The organism is Streptomyces sp. NPDC036764, assembly GCF_055609385.1.
In genome coordinates this window covers 386,443-410,500 of the sequence record NZ_JBVJPT010000007.1, presented here as the reverse complement: position 1 = coordinate 410,500, position 24,058 = coordinate 386,443, and the positions used below count along the sequence as shown (strand labels likewise).

General features: G+C 69.9%; 16 protein-coding genes. 10 read left to right on the top strand and 6 right to left on the bottom strand.

The window, feature by feature from the left end; translation table 11 throughout:
* The 5 genes from mtrB to ACZ69Q_RS26725 all read left to right on the top strand — a co-directional run bounded on the left by mtrB (position 1) and on the right by ACZ69Q_RS26725 (position 7,234).
* Positions 1–2,079 carry an MtrAB system histidine kinase MtrB gene (gene mtrB / locus ACZ69Q_RS26745; protein ID WP_471046320.1) on the top strand — a complete coding sequence of 693 codons (2,079 nt, stop codon included), beginning with the start codon at positions 1–3 and terminating at the stop codon, positions 2,077–2,079.
* Positions 2,069–3,907 carry an LpqB family beta-propeller domain-containing protein gene (locus tag ACZ69Q_RS26740; protein ID WP_471046363.1) on the top strand — a complete coding sequence of 613 codons (1,839 nt, stop codon included), beginning with the start codon at positions 2,069–2,071 and terminating at the stop codon, positions 3,905–3,907. Before mtrB ends, ACZ69Q_RS26740 begins: the two co-directional genes overlap by 11 nt.
* A 309-nt stretch (positions 3,908–4,216) precedes the next feature.
* On the top strand, positions 4,217–5,278 hold the full coding sequence (locus ACZ69Q_RS26735) for a ComF family protein (protein WP_471046318.1): 1,062 nt from the start codon (positions 4,217–4,219) through the stop codon (positions 5,276–5,278).
* 315 nt (positions 5,279–5,593) lie between these two features.
* Positions 5,594–6,286, top strand: a complete 693-nt coding sequence (hpf, locus tag ACZ69Q_RS26730; RefSeq protein WP_471046316.1) for a ribosome hibernation-promoting factor, HPF/YfiA family — start codon at positions 5,594–5,596, stop codon at positions 6,284–6,286.
* Between the two features lie 201 nt (positions 6,287–6,487).
* Entirely contained in the window at positions 6,488–7,234 is a 747-nt protein-coding gene (locus ACZ69Q_RS26725; protein ID WP_062156068.1) for a response regulator, read from the top strand.
* Between the two features lie 43 nt (positions 7,235–7,277).
* Here the strand turns inward: ACZ69Q_RS26725 and ACZ69Q_RS26720 are convergent, their stop codons facing one another.
* Both ACZ69Q_RS26720 and ACZ69Q_RS26715 read right to left on the bottom strand, forming a co-directional pair.
* A complete protein-coding gene (locus ACZ69Q_RS26720) occupies positions 7,278–8,477 on the bottom strand; it encodes a winged helix-turn-helix domain-containing protein (RefSeq protein WP_471046313.1) in 1,200 nt (399 codons plus the stop codon).
* A gap of 66 nt (positions 8,478–8,543) precedes the next feature.
* Positions 8,544–9,146 carry a GNAT family N-acetyltransferase gene (locus ACZ69Q_RS26715; RefSeq protein WP_471046311.1) on the bottom strand — a complete coding sequence of 201 codons (603 nt, stop codon included), beginning with the start codon at positions 9,144–9,146 and terminating at the stop codon, positions 8,544–8,546.
* 271 nt (positions 9,147–9,417) lie between these two features.
* Between ACZ69Q_RS26715 and secA the strand changes: the two genes are divergently transcribed.
* The gene (gene secA / locus ACZ69Q_RS26710; RefSeq protein ID WP_471046309.1) at positions 9,418–12,267 is read left to right on the top strand and encodes a preprotein translocase subunit SecA; all 2,850 of its coding nucleotides are present in this window, start codon (positions 9,418–9,420) and stop codon (positions 12,265–12,267) included.
* A gap of 229 nt (positions 12,268–12,496) precedes the next feature.
* Here secA and ACZ69Q_RS26705 read toward each other — a convergent pair whose 3' ends face one another.
* Positions 12,497–13,159 (bottom strand): Rv3235 family protein, encoded by a 663-nt coding sequence (locus ACZ69Q_RS26705; RefSeq protein WP_471046308.1) that lies wholly within the window; start codon positions 13,157–13,159, stop codon positions 12,497–12,499.
* Positions 13,160–13,486: 327 nt separating this feature from the next.
* Here ACZ69Q_RS26705 and ACZ69Q_RS26700 point away from each other — a divergent pair, with 327 nt between their 5' ends.
* Together ACZ69Q_RS26700 and ACZ69Q_RS26695 are read left to right on the top strand one after the other, a co-directional pair.
* Positions 13,487–14,002, top strand: coding sequence for a DUF6912 family protein (locus ACZ69Q_RS26700; RefSeq protein WP_471046306.1), 516 nt, complete (start codon positions 13,487–13,489; stop codon positions 14,000–14,002).
* An 88-nt stretch (positions 14,003–14,090) separates the two neighbouring features.
* On the top strand, positions 14,091–14,756 hold the full coding sequence (locus ACZ69Q_RS26695; protein WP_471046304.1) for an HAD family hydrolase: 666 nt from the start codon (positions 14,091–14,093) through the stop codon (positions 14,754–14,756).
* Positions 14,757–14,948: 192 nt separating this feature from the next.
* Here the strand turns inward: ACZ69Q_RS26695 and ACZ69Q_RS26690 are convergent, their stop codons facing one another.
* Positions 14,949–15,515: a DJ-1/PfpI family protein gene (locus ACZ69Q_RS26690; RefSeq protein WP_030947549.1), complete on the bottom strand. Its 567-nt coding sequence runs from the start codon at positions 15,513–15,515 to the stop codon at positions 14,949–14,951.
* 846 nt (positions 15,516–16,361) lie between these two features.
* Between ACZ69Q_RS26690 and ACZ69Q_RS26685 the strand changes: the two genes are divergently transcribed.
* Positions 16,362–21,293 (top strand): NAD-glutamate dehydrogenase, encoded by a 4,932-nt coding sequence (locus tag ACZ69Q_RS26685; RefSeq protein ID WP_471046302.1) that lies wholly within the window; start codon positions 16,362–16,364, stop codon positions 21,291–21,293.
* Between the two features lie 103 nt (positions 21,294–21,396).
* Here the strand turns inward: ACZ69Q_RS26685 and ACZ69Q_RS26680 are convergent, their stop codons facing one another.
* Together ACZ69Q_RS26680 and ACZ69Q_RS26675 are read right to left on the bottom strand one after the other, a co-directional pair.
* Complete coding sequence (locus ACZ69Q_RS26680) at positions 21,397–22,230, bottom strand: ABC transporter ATP-binding protein (RefSeq protein WP_471046300.1); 834 nt, start codon at positions 22,228–22,230, stop codon at positions 21,397–21,399.
* The gene (locus ACZ69Q_RS26675) at positions 22,223–23,143 is read right to left on the bottom strand and encodes an ABC transporter permease (protein WP_471046299.1); all 921 of its coding nucleotides are present in this window, start codon (positions 23,141–23,143) and stop codon (positions 22,223–22,225) included. The genes ACZ69Q_RS26680 and ACZ69Q_RS26675 overlap by 8 nt, the downstream gene beginning before the upstream one ends.
* 243 nt (positions 23,144–23,386) lie before the next feature.
* Here ACZ69Q_RS26675 and ACZ69Q_RS26670 point away from each other — a divergent pair, with 243 nt between their 5' ends.
* On the top strand, positions 23,387–24,025 hold the full coding sequence (locus ACZ69Q_RS26670) for a TetR/AcrR family transcriptional regulator (protein ID WP_471046297.1): 639 nt from the start codon (positions 23,387–23,389) through the stop codon (positions 24,023–24,025).
* The last annotated feature ends 33 nt before the right edge of the window (positions 24,026–24,058 follow it).

Genomic DNA, 24,058 nt, shown 5'->3' with positions numbered 1-24,058 from the left:
ATGTCCGGGGACAGTGCCGCTGCGGCCCTCGGTCGGACCGGGGCCCGTCCGGAGCGGCCTGTCGGCCGGAAGCCGGCGGGCTCCCGCTGGGGACGGTTTCTCGAGGGTGGGCTGCTTCAGGGCGGAGTCCAGGGCAGCCCGGTCCTTCGGCTGGTGCTGCGCTGGATGCGCCGGCCGCTGCTGCCCGTCATGCGGCTGTGGCGGCGCAACATCCAGCTCAAGGTCGTCGTCACGACGCTGCTGATGTCGCTCGGCGTCGTCCTGCTGCTGGGTTTCGTCGTCATCGGGCAGGTTCGCAACGGCCTGCTGGACGCCAAGGTGAAGGCTTCCCAGAGCCAGGCCACGGGCGGCTTCGCGGCGGCCAAGAAGAGCGCCGACGAGGCCGCGGCCGGGACCGTCGACGACGGTGCGGCGGCGGGCGAGCGCTCCGAGCAGAACGTCATCCAGTGGATGAGCGATCTCGTCTCCTCGCTCTCCAGCGGCGGTCAGGGCGCCTTCGACGTGGTGACCCTGCCTGCCTCCGCGGGCGGCGACACCGGTGGGCGCGGACCGCGAGCCTCCGGTGACGTCAACCCGACGGGCAGCGTGCCCGAGGACCTGCGCGAGCGGATCGACAGCAGCACGGGGCCGTTCCAGAGCTACACCCGCATCATCTACAACCCCACCGCCGACAAGGAGTCCCAGCCGGCCCTGGTCATCGGCAAGCAGGTCAACGACCCGAACGGCGACCCGTACCAGCTCTACTACCTCTTCCCGCTCACGCAGGAGGAGAAGTCGCTGAGCCTGGTCAAGGGGACGCTGGCCACCGCCGGGCTCTTCGTGGTCGTACTCCTCGGGGCCATCGCCTGGCTCGTGGTGCGCCAGGTCGTCACGCCCGTGCGGATGGCGGCCGGGATCGCCGAGCGGCTGTCGGCCGGGCGGCTCCAGGAACGGATGAAGGTCACCGGCGAGGACGACATCGCGCGGCTCGGCGAGGCCTTCAACAAGATGGCGCAGAACCTTCAGCTCAAGATCCAGCAGCTCGAGGACCTGTCGCGGATGCAGCGGCGGTTCGTGTCCGACGTGTCGCACGAGCTGCGGACGCCGCTGACGACCGTACGTATGGCGGCAGACGTCATCCATGAGGCGCGGGAGGATTTCGACCCGGTGACCTCGCGGTCGGCGGAGCTGCTGGCCGACCAGTTGGACCGGTTCGAGTCGCTGCTCGCCGATCTGCTGGAGATCAGCCGCTTCGACGCGGGCGCGGCGGCGCTGGAGGCCGAGCCGATCGACCTCAGGGAGGTCGTGCGGCGCGTGGTCAGCGGGGCCGAGCCGCTCGCCGAGCGCAAGGGCACGCACATACGCGTCGTCGGTGACCAGCAGCCCGTCGTCGCCGAGGCCGATGCCCGGCGGGTCGAGCGCGTGCTGCGCAACCTCGTCGTCAACGCCGTCGAGCACGGCGAGGGCAGGGACGTCGTCGTCAAGCTCGCTTCGGCGGGTGGGGCGGTCGCGGTCGCGGTGCGCGACTACGGCGTCGGACTCAAGCCCGGCGAGGCGACCCGCGTCTTCAGCCGCTTCTGGCGGGCCGACCCGGCACGCGCGCGTACGACGGGCGGTACGGGTCTGGGGCTGTCCATCGCGCTGGAGGACGCGCGGCTGCACGGCGGCTGGCTCCAGGCGTGGGGCGAGCCGGGGGGCGGTTCGCAGTTCCGGCTGACGCTGCCGCGGACCGCGGACGAGCCGCTACGGGGCTCGCCGATACCCCTGGAGCCCAAGGACTCGCGGCGCAACCGCGGACTCAATGACGCCGGTCTGCCGCGCGGCGGCAGTGAGAAGGCCGCCACGGTGCCGGCTCAGCACAAGGGCGACCAGGCGGCCGCGATGCCGTCGAGGGACCCGATCGCCCCTCGCCTTGGATCCTCCGCGGCCCCCAAGGCCGATCCGACGGCACTGCCCGGCAACGGCGCACGAGTGGTCCCCCGGCCGGCGGCGGGTGCACGGCGCCAGGACGACGAGCCCGAGACACAACAACCGCCGAGCGAGGAAGGCGGGCACACCGAGGAGTCGAGCAAGCATGGGGAGGCATCTCGTGGGCGCTGACCGCGAGGGGGGCGCCCGGCGCAGGCCGGGGCGCGCGGCGGCCTACGTCGCCTGTGGTGCCGTTCTGCTGGCCGGGTGTGCCTCGATGCCCGACAGCGGCGATCTGCGGGGCGTGGAGTCCACGCCCCGACAGGAGGCGCAGGTGCGGGTCTTCGCGATGCCGCCGCACGAGGACGCCTCGTCGTCGGAGATCGTGTCGGGCTTCCTGGAGGCGCTGACCAGCGACGATCCGGACTACGAGATCGCGCGCAAGTACCTGACGAAGGAGGCGTCGGACAACTGGCGGCCCCTGCTGTCCACGATGGTGCTCGCCGACGGGCCGGCTGCCGACATGGATCGCGTGGGCGGCCGGGAGGAGACCGACAACCTCTCGTACCGGCTGAGCGGCGCCAAGGTCGCCACGGTCGACGCTCAGCAGTCGTACGCACCCGCCAGTGGGGGCTACAGCGAGGCGATGCACCTCACGCGGGACAAGAAGACCAAGCAGTGGCGTATCGACGTGCCGCCGCGCGGTGTCGTCATGGGCAAGTCGGACTTCCAGCGCAACTACATGTCCGTCGACAAGTACTACTTCGCCACGAACACCACGCTCGGGACCTCCCCGCACACGGCGGCCGTCGCCGACCCGGTCTATGTGCGCCGCAACGTCGACCCCATGACACAGACCGTGCGCTCCCTTCTCAAGGGGCCCACGAGCTGGCTCAATCCGGTGGTCAGATCGAGCTTTCCCACCGGTACGGCGCTGAAGAACGTCACGACGCTGACGACCGATGATCAGAACCGGTTGACCGTGCCGTTGAACGACAAGGCCGCACGTGTCGGGCTGACCAAGTGCAACGAGATGGCGGCCCAACTGCTGTTCACCCTCCAGAACCTCACGCCCACCGTGGACGAGGTCGTGCTGCGGGCGGGCGGCCGGCAGTTGTGCACGCTGACCGAGGACGGCGCGGAGGCTGTCGCCGTGCGCGGGTCGGTGGAGCGCGCCGACTATCTGTACTTCCTCGACGACAAGCACCGGCTGGTACGGCTGGCCGCGGCCACCAACGACACGAAGCCCGACCCCGTACCGGGAGCCCTGGGCGAGGGTGACACGCAGCTCAAGTCGGTGGGGGTGTCGCGGGACGAGGACATGGCGGCCGGTGTCGGTCTCGACGGCAAGAACCTCTACGTCGGGGCACTGGTGTCGGGCGGCCCGCTCGGCGGGCCCGAGCTGACCAGTGCCGGCAAGACGGCGGACGAGCGGCTTTCGGCGCCGAGCTGGGACGCCCAGGGCGATCTGTGGGTGGCCGACCGCGATCCCGACAACTCCCGGCTGCTCCTGCTGAAGGAGGGCGTGGGCGACCCGGTGGCCGTGAACATGCCGACGGGGCTGGAGGGGCGTATCGAGTCCGTACGAGTGGCCGCCGACGGAGTCCGGATCGCGCTCGTGGTGAAGCAGGGCGAGAAGTCGTCGCTGCTGATCGGGCGGATCGAGCGGAGCGAGGACGGCAAGGCGGGCGACCGGCCGGCCGTCTCGGTGCGCGAACTGCGGTCCGCCACGCCCGCGTTGGAGGAGGTCTCGGCCATGTCGTGGGCCGGTGACAGCCGGCTCGTCGTGGTCGGGCGGGAGAAGGGCGGCGTGCAGACCATGCGGTACGTGCAGGTCGACGGCTCCACTCCGGAGGGGCCGGCACCCGCGGCGCTCAGCGGCGTGAAGGAGATCACCGCGTCCGAGGACGCGCGGCTGCCGCTGGCCGGCTATTCGGAGGACGGGATCGTACGGCTGCCGGCCGGGGCGCAGTGGCAGAAGGTCGTGACGGACGGGACGGCGCCGGTCTATCCGGGGTGAGGATCCGTCCGGGGCCGGCCGTCGGGGCGTGACGGCGGCGCGTATGGCGGCCGCGGGTGTGGCGGCGGCGAGTGTGGCGGGCGCTTTCGGTCGGAGTGGGACTCCGGCCGAAAGCGGCCGTTTTACTTTTGTCCGGCGGGTATTCGGTGGCATTCGGTGCCAGTCCACGGCATTCGGAGGTGCGGGAATCCGGCACTGCTCCGGCACGGAAATGGGTGTGGACGGCATCTGAGTACGGGCCGGGAGTTTTCCACAGGGAGTTATCCACAGGGGTGGTCGGTCGGCTCGGGCGTTGGCACAGTGGTGGGCATGCGGGGGTGGTGGCGGGACCTCACCGATCTGGTGCTGCCGGCCGAGTGCGGAGGCTGTGGGATGCCTCGCACGGTGCTCTGCCCGGAGTGCCGTGCCGTCCTGAGCGGGACCGCACCGAGCCGGGTGCGACCGGTGCCGGAGCCGTCCGGGCTGCCGGTCGTGCACGCGGCGGCCAGGTACGCGGACGAGGTGCGGGCCGTGCTGCTGGCCCACAAGGAACGCGGCGCGCTGGCACTGGCGGCGCCGCTCGGGACGGCCCTGGCCGGGGCTGTGCGTGCGGGGCTGCGGGAGGCCTGTGCGGGTGGCGGCGGTGTGTCCGGGCGGGCCGTGCGGTCCGCCGGCTCCCGGGATCGGGCACAAGAGGCGGGCCGGGTGCCCGGGGCCGCTGGTGGGCCGGTGCTGCTCGTGCCGGTTCCGTCGGCACGGGGTGCCGTGCGGGCACGGGGCCATGATCCGGCGCGGCGGATCGCGCTCGCGGCGGCCGGCGAGCTGCGGCGGGCCGGGACGCCGGCCCGGGTGCTCGCCGTGCTGCGGCAGGGGCGTGCGGTGGTCGATCAGTCGGGGCTCAACTCCCGGCAGCGGCTGGACAATCTCGCGGGTGCACTGACGGTCGCTCCCGGGGGAGGCCGGCTGCTCGTGGGCGGCGGTCCGGTCGTACTCGTCGACGACCTGATGACGACGGGTGCGTCCCTGACGGAGGCGGCGCGGGCCTTGCGAGCGGCGATGGCCGCAGGGGCTGCTGCGGCGGGCCCTCGCGGACCGGGGCGGGGAGATGTGCTCGGCGCGGAAGGACGAAGCGTGTACGGCGGAACGGTGAGGGAGGTGGACGCGTATAGATGGGGGACTGCGGAGCCCGCAGGGTGTGGTGACGGGTCAACCGTTGTGTATCGAGCGGGAAGTCGGGAAAGCACAGGGGAACGGAAGGCCGGATCGACGGAGGGCGCTGTGCGGCGGAGGCGTGGGGTGCCGGGAATCATGGGCACCGGACGGCCCGATGACGTGATCTGCGCGGCCGTGGTCGCTGCGCCTCCGGATTCTTTCGAAATAAACCGGAACTGACTGAGAACTTGCATCGTTGCAGGTAACGAGAGGGTCAATTCACCTGAACGGAGGTACGCCGCAGTAGAGGGTGACGACATCCGTCCGGGCGAGATATGTTCGGTTGTGAGGGAAAGGCGCAGGCCATCCCCGCCATATCCGAATGCCGTGCCGCGGGTTTTGCGCAATCAGCCGCGGCCATGGGGTGGAGATCTTGCCCATGGGGGAGGAGGAGGTGGAAGTCACCGAGTCCGAGGTTCCGGGGTTCCCCGGGGCCTGGTGCAAAAGGGAGATGCTCCGCCGATGGAGCGGGGCGATCCGGGAACGGAGTTCTGCGTGGACATCGTCGTCAAAGGCCGCAAGACCGAGGTGCCCGAGCGGTTCCGCAAGCACGTGGCCGAGAAGCTGAAGCTGGAGAAGATCCAGAGGCTCGATGCCAAGGTGATCAGCCTCGACGTCGAGGTGTCCAAGGAGCCCAACCCGCGACAGGCCGACCGCAGCGATCGAGTGGAGATCACGCTCCGCTCCCGTGGTCCGGTGATCCGGGCGGAGGCAGCGGCCAGCGACCCGTACGCGGCACTCGATCTGGCGGCGGAGAAGCTGGATGCCCGGCTGCGCAAGCAGCACGACAAGCGTTTCTCGCGCCGAGGTGCACGCCGACTCACGGCGGCCGAGGTCCCCGACCACGTTCCGGGCGCGGCGACGCTCAACGGCAACGGCCACACCTTCCAGGAAGAAGAGCCGGACGGAGTTCCCACCAAGAAGATCGGCTCGCTGGAGGTCAAGGGCGAAGGGCCCCTCGTCGTACGCGAGAAGACACACGTCGCCTCCCCGATGACCCTCGACCAGGCTCTCTACGAGATGGAGCTGGTCGGACACGACTTCTACCTCTTCGTCGACTCCGAGACGAAGGAACCGAGTGTCGTCTACCGGCGGCACGCCTATGACTACGGGGTCATCCACCTCAACACGGATCCGATGGTCACCCAGGCGCAATCTCCCGCGGCTGGTGGCACGCTGGGCGGCTGACCCACCCGGCTGACGGCTGAGCCGGTGCCCCTGGAGCGCGTGTGCGCCCCCAGGGGCACCGGTGTGCGACCACTTCGCGCCCCGCTCGTCACCGGAGTGTCGGCCGGGCATGAAATCATGGCCGCACCGGCCCAACCGGTGGGCCGCTGCCTTGGGTTGGCGATGGCAAATGACCAGCCGCAGCCTTCAGGGGGAGGAACGATGGCGGACAGCTTCGGACCGATGCGGGACGAGGATGCCGACGGTGACGTCGTCGGCATGGGCCCTGACGCGGGCTCTCCACGCAAGGAGCCGATCAGAGTCCTCGTCGTGGACGACCACGCCCTGTTCCGCCGTGGACTGGAGATCGTGCTCGCGGCCGAGGAGGACATCCAGGTGGTCGGGGAGGCGGGAGATGGCGCGGAGGCCGTCGACAAGGCCGCCGACCTGCTGCCGGACATCGTTCTGATGGACGTGCGGATGCCCAAGCGGGGCGGGATCGAGGCCTGCACCTCCATCAAGGAGGTGGCCCCCAGCGCGAAGATCATCATGCTGACGATCAGCGATGAGGAGGCCGACCTCTACGACGCGATCAAGGCGGGCGCGACGGGCTATCTCCTCAAGGAGATCTCCACCGACGAGGTGGCCACGGCCATCCGCGCGGTGGCCGACGGGCAGTCGCAGATCAGCCCGTCCATGGCGTCGAAGCTGCTCACCGAGTTCAAGTCGATGATCCAGCGGACGGACGAGCGCCGGCTCGTGCCCGCGCCGCGGCTGACGGACCGCGAACTGGAGGTCCTCAAGCTCGTCGCCACGGGCATGAACAACCGCGATATCGCGAAGGAGTTGTTCATCTCCGAGAACACCGTGAAGAACCACGTGCGCAACATCCTGGAGAAGCTCCAGCTTCACTCCAGGATGGAGGCCGTGGTCTACGCGATGCGGGAGAAGATCCTCGAGATCCGCTGAGTCCGGACCGGGGGCCCGCAGCGGTTCCTGAGGACCCTGAGGGTCACCCCGTCAAGCGGGCGAGTTCTCTGGCGAGCGGCTCGCGCAGCTCCGGGGCGTCGACCCGTTCCACCCGTACGTCCGTGCAGTCCACCCAGCTCGCCGCCTCGACCAGGGCCTGCGCCACCGCCGGGACCGCCTTCGGGCCGTCCACGGTGGCCTGCTTGGCGACCAGGGTGCGGCCCTCGCGGGCCGGGTCCACGCGGCCGACGAGGTGACCGCCGGCCAGGACCGGCATCGCGAAGTAGCCGTAGACCCGCTTCTGCTTCGGTACGTACGCCTCCAGGCGGTGTGTGAAGCCGAAGATCCGCTCCGTGCGCGCCCGTTCCCAGATCAGGGAGTCGAACGGGGAAAGCAGCGTCGTACGGTGGCGGCCGCGCGCGGGTGTCTCCAGGGCCGCCGGGTCGGCCCAGGCCGGCTTGCCCCAGCCCTCGACCGTGACCGGGACCAGACCGGAGTCGGCGATCACCGAGTCGACCTGCTCGCCCTTGAGACGGTGGTAGTCGGCGATGTCCGCGCGCGTGCCGACGCCGAGGGACTGGCCGGCCAGGCGGACCAGACGGCGCAGGCACTCGGTGTCGTCCAGTTCGTCGTGCAGCAGCGTCTGCGGGATGGCGCGCTCGGCGAGGTCGTAGACGCGCTTCCAGCCGCGGCGCTCGACGCAGACCACCTCGCCGTACATCAGGGCGCGCTCGACGGCGACCTTCGCGCCCGACCAGTCCCACCACTCGCTCGTGCGCTTCGCGCCGCCCAGTTCGGTCGCCGTGAGGGGGCCCTCGGCACGGAGCTGCTTGATCACCTGGTCGTAGGCGCCGTCGGGGAGGTCGTGGCTCCAGTGCGGCCGGTTGCGGTAGGCGCGGCGGCGGAACGCGAAGTGGGGCCACTCCTCGACGGGGAGGATGCACGCCGCGTGGGACCAGTACTCGAAGGCGTGCGGTCGTGCCGGAGGCGTGCCGGTGGACGCAGTGGTCCAGTACGCCTTCTCGACCGTCTTGCGGCTCACCGCGCCCAGGCGGGCGTACGGGATGAGCTCGTGGGAGCGGGCGAGGACGGAGATGGTGTCGAGTTGAACCGCGCCGAGGTGACGGAGGATGCCTCGGACGCCTGACCTGCGGTCGAGAGCGCCGAGGAAGCCCTGTGCGCGCAGCGCGATGCGGCGGGCCTCGTCGGCCGTCAGGTCGGTGGTGGGGCGCAGGGTGGTCATGGTCCGCACCCTAGAGCTCGGGACTGACAACGTGGGTTGAGCTGGGGATTCGGTCGCCGGGGTCCGTCAGTGACTGCCGAACGGGTGCTGGGCGGGCTGGTCCCTCGGCGGCAGATACGGTGCCGTCGACGGCAGCGCCAGGTCCGACGGGAGCAGGGAGCCCACCCAGCAGTCCCGGCGTACGCCCTGGTGGACGATGGCGGAGCGCAGGGTGCCCTCCAGGGTGAACCCGGCCCGTTCGGCCACCGCGCGGGAGGGCCCGTTGCCGACCTCCGCGCGCCATTCCACGCGGTCGATCGAAAGCCGGACGAAAGCCCAGCGGGCCGCGGTGAGTACGGCCTCGGTGACATAGCCGTTCCTGCGGTGTTGCTTCGTGCCCCAGAAGCCGATCTCGGCCTCGCTCATGGAACGCATCGTGAGGCCGAGCATGCCGACCAGGTCCTCCCCTTCGGGGAGGAAGAGCCCCCAGGTGAACATCGAACCGTTCTTCCAGCCCTCCGGGACCAGTTCGTCCGTGAAGCCGGCGGCGTGCTCGCGCAGGTAAGGGGAGGGGATCGTGGTCCAGCGCTGGATGTCGGGATCCTGGGCGGCCTCGTACACCGCGTCGGTGTCCTTCGGGCCTACCGTGCGCATCAGGAGACGGTCGGTGGTGAGCGTGACGGGTTCCATCGGCCGATTCTCCTCGCGGGTTCATCGCAAGCGCCAATGTTTATGCGGTGAGTGAGCACGCGGTCGCGTTTCGCACAATTCATGGGTGGAACGCGGCACCATCCGCGACCCCCGTCCGTTGTCCCCTTTGACGGAGATTTGAAGCAGCGGACGCTCCTCGCCCTCGGCAGGCTCCCGGCGCGGCAGGGTCCTCGCATACGATGGCCGTTGCTCAGTCAAGTCAAATGGAAACCGACCGTCCCAGGCCCGACCGGCAAGGAGACCAACCCCCGTGTCCGTCCTCTCGAAGATCATGCGTGCAGGCGAAGGCAAGATCCTGCGCAAGCTGCACCGCATCGCGGACCAGGTCAAGTCCATCGAAGAGGACTTCGTCGCGCTCTCCGACGCCGAGCTGCGGGCCCTCACCGATGAGTACAAGCAGCGCTACGCCGATGGTGAGACCCTCGACGACCTGCTGCCCGAGGCCTTCGCCACGGTCCGTGAAGCCGCCAAGCGCGTCCTCGGCCAGCGGCACTACGACGTTCAGATCATGGGCGGCGCTGCCCTTCACCTCGGCTATGTGGCCGAGATGAAGACCGGTGAGGGCAAGACGCTCGTCGGCACGCTGCCCGCGTACCTGAACGCGCTGTCCGGCAAGGGCGTCCACCTGATCACGGTGAACGACTACCTGGCCGAGCGCGACTCCGAGATGATGGGCCGCGTCCACAAGTTCCTCGGCCTGAACGTCGGCTGCATCCTCGCGAACATGACGCCGGCCCAGCGCCGCGAGCAGTACGCGTGCGACATCACGTACGGCACGAACAACGAGTTCGGCTTCGACTACCTGCGCGACAACATGGCGTGGTCCCAGGACGAACTCGTCCAGCGCGGCCACAACTTCGCGATCGTCGACGAGGTCGACTCCATCCTCGTCGACGAGGCCCGTACGCCGCTGATCATCTCCGGTCCCGCCGACCAGGCCACCAAGTGGTACGGCGACTTCGCCAAGCTGGTCACGCGCCTGAAGAAGGGCGAGGCGGGCAACCCGCTCAAGGGTCTTGAGGAGACCGGCGACTACGACGTCGACGAGAAGAAGCGCACGGTCGCAATCCACGAGGCCGGTGTCGCCAAGGTCGAGGACTGGCTGGGCATCGACAACCTCTACGAGTCGGTGAACACGCCTCTGGTGGGCTACCTGAACAACGCCATCAAGGCGAAGGAGCTCTTCAAGAAGGACAAGGACTACGTCGTCATCGACGGCGAGGTCATGATCGTCGACGAGCACACCGGCCGTATCCTCGCCGGACGCCGCTACAACGAGGGCATGCACCAGGCGATCGAGGCGAAGGAAGGGGTGGACATCAAGGACGAGAACCAGACGCTCGCCACGATCACCCTGCAGAACTTCTTCCGCCTCTACAAGCGTCACGACCACGACGGCAAGGAGGTCCCCGGCCTCTCCGGCATGACCGGTACGGCGATGACCGAGGCCGCGGAGTTCCACCAGATCTACAAGCTCGGCGTGGTCCCGATCCCGACGAACAAGCCGATGATCCGCAATGACCAGTCGGACCTGATCTACCGCACCGAGGTCGCGAAGTTCGAGGCGGTCGTCGACGACATCGTCGAGAAGCACGAGAAGGGCCAGCCGATCCTCGTCGGTACGACGTCGGTCGAGAAGTCCGAGTACCTGTCGCAGCAGCTCTCCAAGCGCGGCGTCCAGCACGAGGTGCTCAACGCCAAGCAGCACGACCGTGAGGCGATCATCGTCGCCCAGGCCGGCCGCAAGGGCGCCGTCACCGTCGCCACCAACATGGCCGGCCGTGGTACCGACATCAAGCTCGGCGGCAACCCCGAGGACCTCGCCGAGGCGGAGCTGCGTCAGCAGGGCCTCGACCCCGAGGAGCACATCGAGGAGTGGGCCCAGTACCTGCCGGCCGCCCTGGAGCGGGCCGAGCAGGCGGTCAAGGCCGAGAAGGAAGAGGTCGAGGAGCTCGGCGGCCTGTACGTGCTCGGTACCGAACGGCACGAGTCGCGGCGTATCGACAACCAGCTTCGCGGTCGTTCCGGCCGTCAGGGCGACCCGGGCGAGTCCCGCTTCTACCTCTCCCTCGGTGACGACCTGATGCGCCTGTTCAAGGCCCAGATGGTCGAGCGCGTGATGTCGATGGCGAACGTCCCGGACGACGTGCCGATCGAGAACAAGATGGTCACGCGCGCGATCGCGTCCGCCCAGTCGCAGGTCGAGCAGCAGAACTTCGAGACCCGTAAGAACGTCCTGAAGTACGACGAGGTCCTCAACCGCCAGCGCGAGGTCATCTACGGCGAGCGGCGCCGCGTCCTGGAGGGCGAGGACCTGCACGAGCAGGTCCAGCACTTCATGAACGACACGATCGACGCGTACATCGGCGCGGAGACCGCCGAGGGCTTCGCCGAGGAGTGGGACCTGGACCGGCTGTGGGGTGCCTTCAAGCAGCTCTACCCGGTGGCGGTCACCGTCGACGAGCTGGAGGAGGCGGCGGGCGACCGGGCCGGTCTGACCGCCGAGTTCATCGCGGAGTCCATCAAGGACGACATCCACGCGCAGTACGAGCAGCGCGAGGGGCAGCTCGGCTCCGAGATCATGCGGGAGCTGGAGCGCCGGGTCGTGCTGTCGGTCCTGGACCGCAAGTGGCGCGAGCACCTCTACGAGATGGACTACCTCCAGGAGGGCATCGGCCTGCGCGCGATGGCGCAGAAGGACCCGCTGGTCGAGTACCAGCGCGAGGGCTTCGACATGTTCACCGCGATGATGGAGGGCATCAAGGAGGAGTCCGTCGGCTACCTGTTCAACCTGGAGGTCCAGGTCGAGCAGCAGGTCGAGGAGGTCCCCGTCGAGGACACCAAGCCGGTGGCCGACCTGGAGAAGAAGGACGCGGTGCCGGCGCAGGCGGGCGCCCGTCCCGAGATCCGCGCCAAGGGGCTTGAGGCTCCGCGCCGTCCGGACCGGCTGCACTACACCGCGCCCAAGGTGGACGGCGAGGGCGACATCATCGAGGGCGACTTCGACAACGGCGACGAGCCGGTGCGCTCCGAGGCCGACGGCCTCACGCGTGCGGAGCGTCGCAAGCAGGCGCGCAGCGGGCGTCGCCGCAAGAAGTGACGCCGGCGGGCGCCTGTGACGTGGCACCGCCGTTGACAAGACGGTGACGGTGCTTGCGTAGCGGCGCCCGTACAGCGGCTGAGAGGGCCGGGTCTCCTTCGGGGGCCCGGCCCTTCGCTTGTGCGCGGCCTATGGCGGTTGTGGGCGGCTGTGGGTGGCCTGGGCGGCTTTGGGCGGTCTGGGGCGGCTGTGGGCGGCCCCGGCGGCTGTGGCGGGTCCTGGACGGCTGTCAGGCGTCGTCGGCGTGTGGCATGCGTGGGCCGCCCAGTTCCACCGCCGTGCAGCGCCAGCGGAGGTCTCCGCCCTGTTCGAGGCGGAATGCCATGGCGCGTAGCTGGTCGCCGGCGCCGATGCGGGCGAAGGCCTCGATGGCGCCCGGTCGGGGCTCGAAGTAGCCGATGTCGCGGACGACGGGGCGGGTGCCGCGGGTGCGCAGGGGGCCGCGTTCCGCCAGCCAGGCGAGTTCGTCGTAGGCGCGGCCCGCGGTGTGGCGGAGCATCGAGTGGACCGGGCGCTGGCCGCTCAGGACCAGGAGCAGGCGGTCGGCGAAGACGTCGGTGGGGCGGGGCTGAGGGACGGCGGTGACGGGCCCCGCCGGGGCGGTGTGGGCTGCGGGGAGGCTGTCGGCTGCCGGGAGCCCGTTCGCTGCCGTGAGGCGGGAGGTGACCGGCGTGGGGGTCGCAGCGGCCGGTGGGCGGGTGTCCGCGGGCCTGGTGCGGGCGCGCGAGGCGGTCGTGCCGGGGGAACCGGGCGGGCGGCCTCCGGGGGATGCCGTACGGGGCAGGCCACCGCTCGGGGTGCGGGGCGGGGAGCCGGCCGGGCGGCGGGTGTCGCGGCGGGTCGGTGGGCGGGTGCCGAGGCGGTGCTGCGTCCTGGTCATGACCTTGTGCATGGGGTCCCCGTTCGGCGGGCCCGGAAGATACCGGGCAGTAACTTCGTGGATGGTGATCTTGTACGGGGCCGAGGGAGCCTGCGGCAAGGAAGCGAGGGCTCGCGCCGGGCGGCCGGAATCTTCACTTATCCGGGTGATGGGCGGGCGCGGAAGGCAGCGGTGGCAAGGGAGCTCAGGGTGAGTTCACGGACCGCGGTGGACGCCCCGGAGGGTGATGGCGGGGACTCGAAAGGGGACACCCGCACGTATCCTGAAGGCCCTCCGGGAGGCGCGGGACCGCCCTCTCCGGGTGCCTGCGGAGCCCTACGAACACGAAAGCGGTCAGTCATGCGCGTCTACGTCCCTCTGACCCTCCCCGGTCTCGCCGAGGCCTACAAGACGGGAGAGCTGGGGGCCGGACAGCTCGTCGCCTACGCCGTCACGCCCGCGTTGCGCGAGTGGTATCTCTCCGACGACATCGAGGAGTTGGAGTACGCGGCGCTGAACCGGGCCGCGCTCGCCTCGCTGCGGCTGCTCGCGGCGGACGCGGGGGCCGTGCGGCGCCGGGTCGTGGTCGCCGTCGACGTGCCCGACGGGGCGGCCGTCGCCGACCCGGACCGTGGGCTGGACCCCTCGGCGCTGGGCGAGGTACGCATCGCCCGGGGTGTGGCGCTGGCCAAGGCGGCAGCCGTGCATGTCGACGCGGACGACGCCGAGACGGACGTGGCGGCGGCGGCCGAGGCGCTCGAGGCGGCGGACGGCGGGGACGACGACGCGCAGTTCGTCGTGGACGGGGCCGAGGACCATGAGCTGCTGTGGTTCGCCACCCAGGAGATTCCGAATCTGGTGGGGCTCGCGGACTGAGCCAGGCCCCGACCCGGCCCTGACCCGGTGCCGCCCCGACGACCTGCTGCTCTCATGATTGTCAGTGGTGGCGGGTACGGTTTTTGGCATGGGGATGCAAGTAGGGGCGCACATCGTCTGGGACTGGAACGGGACGCTGTTCCACGACAATGACGCGATCATCGGGGCGACGAACGCGGCGTTCGGCGAGCTCGGGCTGGAGCCGATCACGATGGAGCAGTACCGGACGCTGTACTGCGTGCCGGTGCCGAAGTTCTACGAGCGGTTGCTGGGGCGGCTGCCGACCGACGCCGAGTGGGAGGTCATGGACGAGACCTTCCACCGGTACTACACGGAGCACCGGGTGGGATGCGGGCTCACCGAGGGCGTGGGGGACCTGCTCGTGCGGTGGCGGTCCGCTGGGCGCAGCCAGTCGATCCTCAGCATGTACGGGCACGACGAGCTCGTTCCGCTGGTGCGCGGGTTCGGGATCGAGGAGCACTTCATACGGGTGGACGGGCGGACCGGGCCGTCCGGGGGCAGCAAGGCCGAGCACATGGTGCGGCACATCAAGGCGCTCGCGAGCGTGGACCCCGCCCGCACGGTGGTGATCGGGGACGCCGCCGACGACGGGGTGGCGGCGCTGCACGTGGGGGCGCGGGCCGTGCTCTACACCGGCGGGTCGCACAGCCGGGCGAGCCTCGAGGCGGTCGGCGTACCGGTGGTGGACACGCTGGGGGAGGCCGTCGCGGAGGCGGAACGTCTGGCCGCGTGACCCTGGCCGCATGATCCAGGTCGCGTGACCCTGGCTGCGTGAACCCGACCGCGTGAACCCGACCGCGTGAACCCGACCGCGTGAACCAAGCCGCGTGAACCAGACCTGATGCACCCGGCCGCATGAGCAGCGAGCGGCGCGGCGCCCCAAGCGGTCACTCGGTGCGCCGCGCCATGTGGTGCACGGGTGCCTTCAGGTCACCGGTGCCTTCGCACGCAGGACGGTCAGGAACTCTCGCATCCAGCCGGAGTGGTCCGGCCAGGCGCGGGACGACACCAGGGTGCCGTCGACGACCGCCTCGGCGTCCTGGAAGGTGGCGCCGGCGGCCTGCATGTCCAGTTCCAGGGCGGGGTACGCCGTGACGCGGCGGCCGCGGAGGCTGTCGATCGCGGCGGTGAGCAGGGGGCCGTGGCAGATCTGGGCGACGGGCTTGTCGGAATCGAAGAACGACTTGAGGATCTTGCGGAGTTCGGGGTCGTTGCGCAGGTACTCGGGGGCTCGGCCGCCGGGGATGACGACGGCCACGTAGTCGCCGGGGTCGACCTCGGAGAAGGCGAGGTCGGCGGGCCAGGTGTAGCCGGGTTTCTCGGTGTAGGTGTCGAAGCCCGGCTCGAAGTCGTGGACGACGAACTGCAGCTTCTTGCGGGTGGGGGCCGCGATATGGACGTCGTAGCCCTCCTCGCGGAGGCGCTGGTAGGGGTACAGAACCTCCAAGGACTCCGCGGCGTCGCCGGTGACGATGAGGATCTTCGCTGTCATGTCGGGTGCGCTCCTCTTCTCGGCCGTCGTGCTGCTCGGCCGTCCTGCCGCTCGGCCGTGGCCTGCTTCTCCGCCGTGGTCTGCGGCTCCGTCGGGCCGGCCTCCTGGGCAACGTGCCTCGGCACCGGGGGATTGCCAAGGGCTCGCGCGGCGCGGGTTGCCGGCCCGCCCGTACGCACCGCCGCTCCCGCCCGTGCCGTCACACCCGTACCGCCCCAGCCGTACGACTGCCCGCCGCCCCGGGTGAGCGGGCTGCGACCCGACCGTCTTCGGGCGGCGCCTGTTTTCGGACACGGGTGGCGTCCGGTTGGCGGGATTCCGGCCCGGTTCCGGGCCCCGGTCGCCGCCCCGGCCCTACACCTCAGGCTCCCCCTTGCTGTCCGACCCCGCCAGTTACGCCCACCCCGCACCGTTTGCCCCTGTGCAGAACGTCAAAGTTCTCCCCCTGGTTTTGTACACATACGGCTCATGACGGAGGCCCTGTAAGGAGCGATAGCCTTAGTGGCGTGATCAGCGCGATAGCTCGCGGGGGCATTGTTGCCCCTGCCCTGCGCCCGGTGAGCACGGACGACATCCGTGACCGGGCGGCAGTCGCTGGTCCTCGCGGGCGGGCGGGAGCCGAGAGAGCTCCCGGTAGGCCATGTGCACCCCGGGTCAGGGCGTCGCGGAGAGCAGCGTCACACCCCCGGGGCAGCTCAAGATTGGCTCATATACCCCCGCTCATCTCACCTCGCGGCATAGCGTCGAAGCAGACCGGACACCCCGCGTCGCGGCGTTACACCGGAGGGGAAGAGACCGTACTTCCTTCAACGTCACGCAACGGCGCGCGACAGGAGCCAGAGGACAATGCAGACCAAGCTGGACGAAGCCAAGGCCGAGCTGCTCGAGAGGGCCGCCCGGGTAGCTGAGAACAGCCCGGTCGGGGAGTACCTACCGACTGGGACCACGGACGAGAGCAGCCCCGGCACCCCGGACCACGACACCGTTCTCTCGTTCATCCAGCGCTACTACCTGCACACCGCCCCCGAGGACCTCACCGACCGCGACCCGGTCGACATCTTCGGAGCCGCCTTCTCGCACTACCGGCTGGCCGAGAACCGCCCCCAGGGCACGGCCAACGTGCGGGTGCACACGCCCACCGTCGAAGAGAACGGCTGGATGTGCAGCCATTCCGTCGTCGAGGTCGTCACCGACGACATGCCCTTCCTCGTCGACTCCGTCACCAACGAGCTGACGCGGCAGGGGCGGGGGATCCATGTGGTCATCCACCCCCAGGTCTTCGTCCGCCGAGACGTCACCGGCAAGCTCATCGAGGTGCTCACCGCGGCGCCCACCGGCGAACTGCCGCACGACACCCACACCGAGTCCTGGATCCACGTAGAGATCGACCGTGAGTCCGACCGCGGGGATCTGAAGCAGATCACCGCGGACCTGCTGCGCGTCCTGTCCGACGTCCGTGAGGCCGTCGAGGACTGGAGCAAGATGCGGGACCTGGCCCTGCGGATGGCCGACGAGCTGCCCCGGGAGCCCCATTCCGACCTGCGTGATCAGGAGTTCGAGGAGGCCCGCGAGCTGCTGCGCTGGCTGGCCGACGACCACTTCACCTTCCTCGGCTTCCGCGAGTACGAGCTGCGCGAGGACGACTCGCTGGCCGCCGTGCCGGGCACCGGCCTCGGCATCCTGCGCTCCGACCCGCAGCACTCCGAGACCGACAGCCACCCGGTCAGCCCGTCCTTCGAGCGGCTGCCCGCCGACGCCCGCGCCAAGGCCCGCGAGCACAAGCTCCTCATCCTCACCAAGGCCAACAGCCGGGCGACCGTGCACCGGCCGTCGTACCTCGACTACGTCGGGGTGAAGAAGTTCGACGCGAACGGCGAGGTCATCGGCGAGCGCCGCTTCCTGGGTCTGTTCTCCTCGGCCGCCTACACCGAGTCCGTCCGCCGAGTGCCGGTCGTCCGGCGCAAGGTCGACGACGTGCTGCGGGTCGCCGGGTTCTCGCCCAACAGCCACGACGGCCGCGACCTGCTCCAGATCCTGGAGACGTACCCGCGCGACGAGCTCTTCCAGACCCCGGTCCCCGAGCTCCAGCGCATCGCGACGTCCGTCCTGTACCTCCAGGAGCGCCGCCGGCTGCGGCTGTACCTGCGCCAGGACGAGTACGGCCGCTACTACTCGGCCCTCGTCTACCTGCCCCGCGACCGCTACACCACCGGCGTGCGCCTGCGGATCATCGACATCCTGAAGGAGGAGCTCGACGGCACCAGCGTCGACTTCACCGCCTGGAACACCGAGTCGATCCTGTCCCGGCTGCACTTCGTCGTCCGTGTCCCGCAGGGCACCGAGCTGCCGCAGCTCTCCGACGCCGACAAGGAGCGCATCGAGGCCCGCCTGGTCGAGGCCGCGCGTTCCTGGGCCGACGGCTTCGCCGACGCGCTCAACGCAGAACTGGGCGAGGAGCGCGCCGCCGAGCTGACGCGCCGCTACGCCAACGCCTTCCCCGAGGGCTACAAGGCCGACCACTCGCCGCGCGCGGCGGTCTCCGACCTCGTGCACATCGAGCAGCTCACCGAGGAGAACAACTTCTCGCTGAGCCTGTACGAGCCGGTCGGCGCCGCCCCCGAGGAGCGCCGCTTCAAGATCTACCGCAAGGGCGCGGCCGTCTCCCTGTCCGCCGTCCTGCCCGTCCTCAGCCGGCTCGGCGTCGAGGTCGTCGACGAGCGGCCCTACGAACTGCGCTGCTCCGACCGCAGTGTCGCCTGGATCTACGACTTCGGCCTGCGCATGGCCCCGACGGCCGGCGGCGAGTACCTCGGCGACGACGCGCGCGAGCGGTTCTCGGAGGCGTTCGCCGCGACCTGGACCGGCAAGGCGGAGAACGACGGCTTCAACGCCCTCGTGCTGGGCGCCGGGCTCACCTGGCGGCAGGCGATGGTGCTGCGGGCGTACGCGAAGTACCTGCGCCAGGCCGGTTCCACCTTCAGCCAGGACTACATGGAGGACACCCTCCGCAACAACGTCCACACCACCCGGCTGCTCGTCTCCCTGTTCGAGGCGCGGATGTCGCCGGACCGCCAGCGCGCGGGCCACGAGATCGTCGACGCGCTGCTCGAAGAGGTCGACGCGGCGCTCGACCAGGTGGCGAGCCTCGACGAGGACCGGATCCTGCGGTCCTTCCTCACCGTCATCAAGGCGACGCTGCGGACGAACTTCTTCCAGGAGGCGGCCGGCGGTCACCCGCACGACTACGTCTCCATGAAGTTCGACCCGCAGGCCATCCCCGACCTCCCCGCGCCGCGCCCGGCATTCGAGATCTGGGTCTACTCGCCGCGCGTCGAAGGCGTGCACCTGCGCTTCGGCAAGGTCGCGCGAGGCGGCCTGCGCTGGTCCGACCGGCGTGAGGACTTCCGTACCGAGATCCTCGGCCTGGTCAAGGCGCAGATGGTGAAGAACACCGTCATCGTGCCGGTCGGCGCCAAGGGCGGCTTCGTCGCCAAGCAGCTCCCGGACCCGTCCGTGGACCGGGACGCGTGGCTGGCCGAGGGCGTGGCGAGCTACAAGACGTTCATCTCGGCGCTGCTCGACATCACCGACAACATGGTGGCCGGCGACGTCGTGCCGCCCGCCGACGTCGTACGGCACGACGAGGACGACACCTACCTCGTCGTCGCCGCCGACAAGGGCACCGCGACCTTCTCCGACATCGCCAACGGGGTCGCCGAGCAGTACAACTTCTGGCTCGGTGACGCCTTCGCCTCCGGCGGCTCGGCCGGCTACGACCACAAGGGCATGGGCATCACCGCCCGCGGCGCCTGGGAGTCCGTCAAGCGGCACTTCCGTGAGCTGGGCGTGGACACGCAGAGCGAGGACTTCACGGTCGTCGGCATCGGCGACATGTCCGGTGACGTGTTCGGCAACGGCATGCTGCTCAGCGAGCACATCCGGCTGGTCGCCGCCTTCGACCACCGGCACATCTTCATCGACCCGAACCCGGACGCGGCCACCTCCTACGCCGAGCGCCGCCGCGTCTTCGAGCTGCCCCGCTCCAGTTGGGAGGACTACGACACCGAGCTGATCTCGGCCGGTGGCGGCGTCTTCCCGCGCAGCGCCAAGGCCATCCCGGTCAACGCGCACATCCGCGAGGCGCTGGGCATCGAGGGCAAGGTCGCCAAGATGACCCCGGCCGAGCTGATGAAGGCCATCCTCCAGTCGCCGGTGGACCTGCTGTGGAACGGCGGCATCGGTACGTACGTCAAGGCGAGCACCGAGACTCACGCCGACGTCGGCGACAAGGCCAACGACGCGATCCGTGTCGACGGCGCCGACCTGCGGGTCAAGGCCGTCGGCGAGGGCGGCAACCTGGGTCTGACCCAGCTCGGCCGGATCGAGTTCGCGCGGCAGGGCGGCAAGATCAACACCGATGCCATCGACAACAGCGCGGGCGTGGACACCTCCGACCACGAGGTGAACATCAAGATCCTGCTCAACGGTCTGGTCGCCGAGGGCGACATGACCGTCAAGCAGCGCAACAAGCTGCTCGCCGAGATGACCGACGAGGTCGGCCGTCTGGTCCTGCGCAACAACTACGCGCAGAACACGGCGATCGCCAACGCGCTGGCCCAGTCCAGCGCCATGCTCCACGCCCAGCAGCGCTTCATGAAGCACCTGGTCAGGGAGGGGCGCCTGGACCGGGCGCTGGAGTTCCTGCCCACCGACCGCCAGATCCGCGAACGCCTGAACGCCGACCACGGCCTGACCGGCCCGGAGACGGCCGTTCTGATGGCGTACACGAAGATCACGGTCGCCGAGGAGCTGCTGCACACCACGCTGCCGGACGACCCGTACCTGAGCACCCTGCTGCACGCGTACTTCCCGACCGAGCTGCGCGAGCAGTTCCCCGAGTACCTCGTCAGCCACCCGCTGCGCCGTGAGATCACCACGACCGTGCTGGTCAACGACACGGTCAACACGGGCGGTACGACGTATCTGCACCGGCTGCGCGAGGAGACCGGCGCCTCGCTGGAGGAGATCGTCCGGGCGCAGACCGTGGCCCGCGCGATCTTCCGCTCGGCGGAGGTGTGGGACGCGGTCGAGGCGCTCGACAACAAGGTCGAGGCCGCCGTCCAGACCCGGATCCGGCTGCACTCGCGCCGCCTCGTCGAGCGCGGTACGCGCTGGCTGCTCAACAACCGGCCGCAGCCGCTCCAGCTCGCCGACACGGTCGACTTCTTCGGCGAGCGCGTCGAGCAGGTGTGGTCGCAGTTGCCGAAGCTGCTGCGCGGCGAGGATCTGGAGTGGTACCAGCAGATCCACGACGAGCTGACCGGCGCCGGGGTCCCCGTCGAACTCGCCACGCGGGTCGCCGGGTTCTCCTCCGCCTTCCCGACGCTCGACATCGTCTCGGTGGCCGACCGCATGGGCAAGGACCCGATGGACGTCGCCGAGGTCTACTACGACCTCGCCGACCGGCTGAACATCACCCAGCTCATGGACCGCATCATCGAGCTGCCGCGTGCGGACCGCTGGCAGTCCATGGCCCGCGCCTCCATCCGTGAGGACCTCTACGCCGCCCACGCGGCCCTGACCTCGGACGTCCTGGCCGCCGGCAACGGCACCGCGACGCCCGAGCAGCGCTTCACGACGTGGGAGAAGAAGAACGGCGCAATCCTCGGCCGGGCCCGCACGACCCTGGAGGAGATCCGCGGGTCGGACGAGTTCGACCTGGCGAACCTGTCGGTGGCGATGCGCACGATGAGGACGCTGCTGCGGACGCACACGTGAGCCGTATGCGTGTGTGAGGCGTAGTCACGTCGGAGCGCCCCGGGCTGTCACAGCCCGGGGCGCTCACGATTGCGGCATCCACGGGATGCCCCTGAGTCGCGCCTTACGAGGGAACAGGGGCGGGCGCCGGCTTGGGCTTCGGCTTGGCCGCCTTGTCGCCCGTGAACGCCTCGTACTCCTTCAGCACCTCGTCCGTCGGCCCGTCCATGCGCAGCTCGCCGCGCTCCAGCCACAGGACACGGTCACAGGTGTCGCGGATCGACTTGTTGTTGTGGCTGACCAGGAACACCGTGCCCGCGTGCTTGCGCAGCTCGCGGATCCGGGCCTCCGAGCGCTTCTGGAAGGAGCGGTCGCCCGTCGCCAGCGCCTCGTCGATCAGCAGCACGTCATGGTCCTTGGCGGCGGCGATGGAGAAGCGCAGCCGGGCCGCCATGCCGGAGGAGTACGTGCGCATGGGCAGGGTGATGAAGTCGCCCTTCTCGTTGATGCCGGAGAAGTCGACGATCTCCGTGTAGCGCTGCTTGACCTGCTCACGGGACATGCCCATCGCGAGGCCGCCGAGGTAGACGTTGCGCTCGCCGGTGAGGTCGTTCATCAGGGCCGCGTTCACGCCGAGCAGGGAGGGCTGGCCGTCGGTGTAGATGTGGCCGTTCTCCACCGGGAGCAGGCCCGCGACCGCCTTGAGCAGCGTCGACTTGCCGGAGCCGTTGGTGCCGATGAGCCCGATGGCCTCACCCCGGTACGCCACGAAGGAGACGTTCTTGACCGCGTGCACCTTGCGCACGCCCGCTGCCTTCTCGGCCTGCCCCCGGCGCAGGATGCGGTTGAGGGCGGCGGTGGCGGAACCGCGGCCGGCGCCCGTGCCGTTGACGCGGTAGACGATGTCGACGCCGTCGGCGATGACGGTGGGGATGTTGTCGGTGGTGTTCTCAGCCACGGCCGTACGTCTCCTCAGCCTTCCAGAAGTAGATGAAGCCGCCGACGCCTGCCAGCAGGGCCCAGCCCGTCGCGATGGCCCACACGTGCGGCGGGAGCTGGTTCGCGTGGAAGCTGTCGATCAGCGCGAAGCGCATCAGGTCGATGTAGACGGCGCCGGGGTTGCACTGAAGGGCCGTGGTCACCCAGGACGGCAGGTCTTTGTGCTTGCTCATCATCGTGGTGATGCTGAACATCACGCCCGACGCGTACATCCAGGTCCGCAGTACGAACGGCATGAGCTGGGCGATGTCCGGCGTTTTCGCGCCCATCCTGGCCATGACCATCGCGACGCCGGCGTTGAAGGTGAACTGGAGCACGAGCGCCGGGAACGCCAGCACCCAGGAGGCGGTGACCGGGATGCCGAAGCAGAGCAGGATCACGACCAGGGCCGCCATGGAGAACAGCAACTGCTGGAGCTGCTGGAGCGCGAAGGAGATCGGCAGCGCGGCCCGCGGGAAGTGCAGGGCCCGCACCAGGCCCAGGTTCCCCGAGATCGCGCGGGTGCCCGCCATGATCGAGCTCTGTGTGAACGTCCAGATGAACACGCCCGTCACCAGGAACGGGATGTAGTCCGGCACGCCCTTCTTGGTGTTGAGCAGCAGGCCGAAGATGAAGTAGTACACCGCCGCGTTCAGCAACGGCGTCATCACCTGCCAGACCTGGCCGAGCTTCGCCTGGCTGTACTGGGAGGTGAGCTTGGCGGTGGCGAAGGCGCTGATGAAGTGGCGGCGCGCCCACAGTTGGCGGACGTACTCGGGCAGGGAGGGGCGGGCACCGCTGACCGCGAGACCGTGCCGGGCGGCGAGGGCCGCGAGGTCGGTCGGGGCCGGGGCGGGCGTCGTCGGGGGCGGTGTGTCGAGGACCTGGCTCACATCCGCTGCTTTCGCTCGGGGGGAGGGGTGCGGCGACGTTCTCTTACGTGACTCTTCACGTCTTCTTACGTCGGGACGGGACCGTATCGTCGCAACGTGAGCGTAGGGCGATCGGGCGTCGGAACGCAACCGTTTCGTCGTGGCGTGAGCGAGGTAACGGCAACGTGGGGACGGGACCGTATCGTCGTGGCGTCAGTGAGATGCCGGCGACGTAGGGACGGGACCGTATCGTCGTAACGCCCTATGCTGGTCCGCATGACGAGCAACGCCGACCAGCCGCAGACGCCTGCGCGCCGCCGGGCCCCGGCCGGGGCGGCCGTGCTCCGGGAGGACGTGACCGAGGCCATCCGGGCGGCCGTCTTCGAGGAACTGGCGGCCGTCGGCTACGCGCGCATGTCGATCGAGGGCATCGCGCGCCGGGCGGGCGTCGGCAAGACCGCGGTGTACCGGCGCTGGCCGTCCAAGCTGCACCTGGTCCTTGACGTGGTGTCGGCGGTGGCCGTGATGGGGCTGCCCGTCCCGGACACCGGCTCCCTCCAGGGCGATCTGCGGCTGCTGTACGAGGTGACCGCGCGCGCCCTGCGGCACCCCCTGGCCTCGCAGATCCTCCCGGACCTCCAGGCCGAGGCGGCCCGCAGCCCCGAGATCGCCGAGGCCGTGCAGAAGGCGCTGCGGGACGGGCAGGCGAGCGTGGCCAGCGGCATCGTGATGGCCGCGGAGAAGCGCGGCGAGGTGCGTCCGGGCATCGACGAGGAGCTGGCCCTCGACCTGATCTCGGGCCCGCTGTACTGGCGTTCCGTGGTGATCCGCAGCCCCAAGGTGCCCAAGGGCTATCTGGACGCTCTCTCCCGTGCCACCGCACACGCCCTCAAGGCGCTGTGAGTAGGCTGCGCGCAGCGCCCGCCCGTCGAGCGA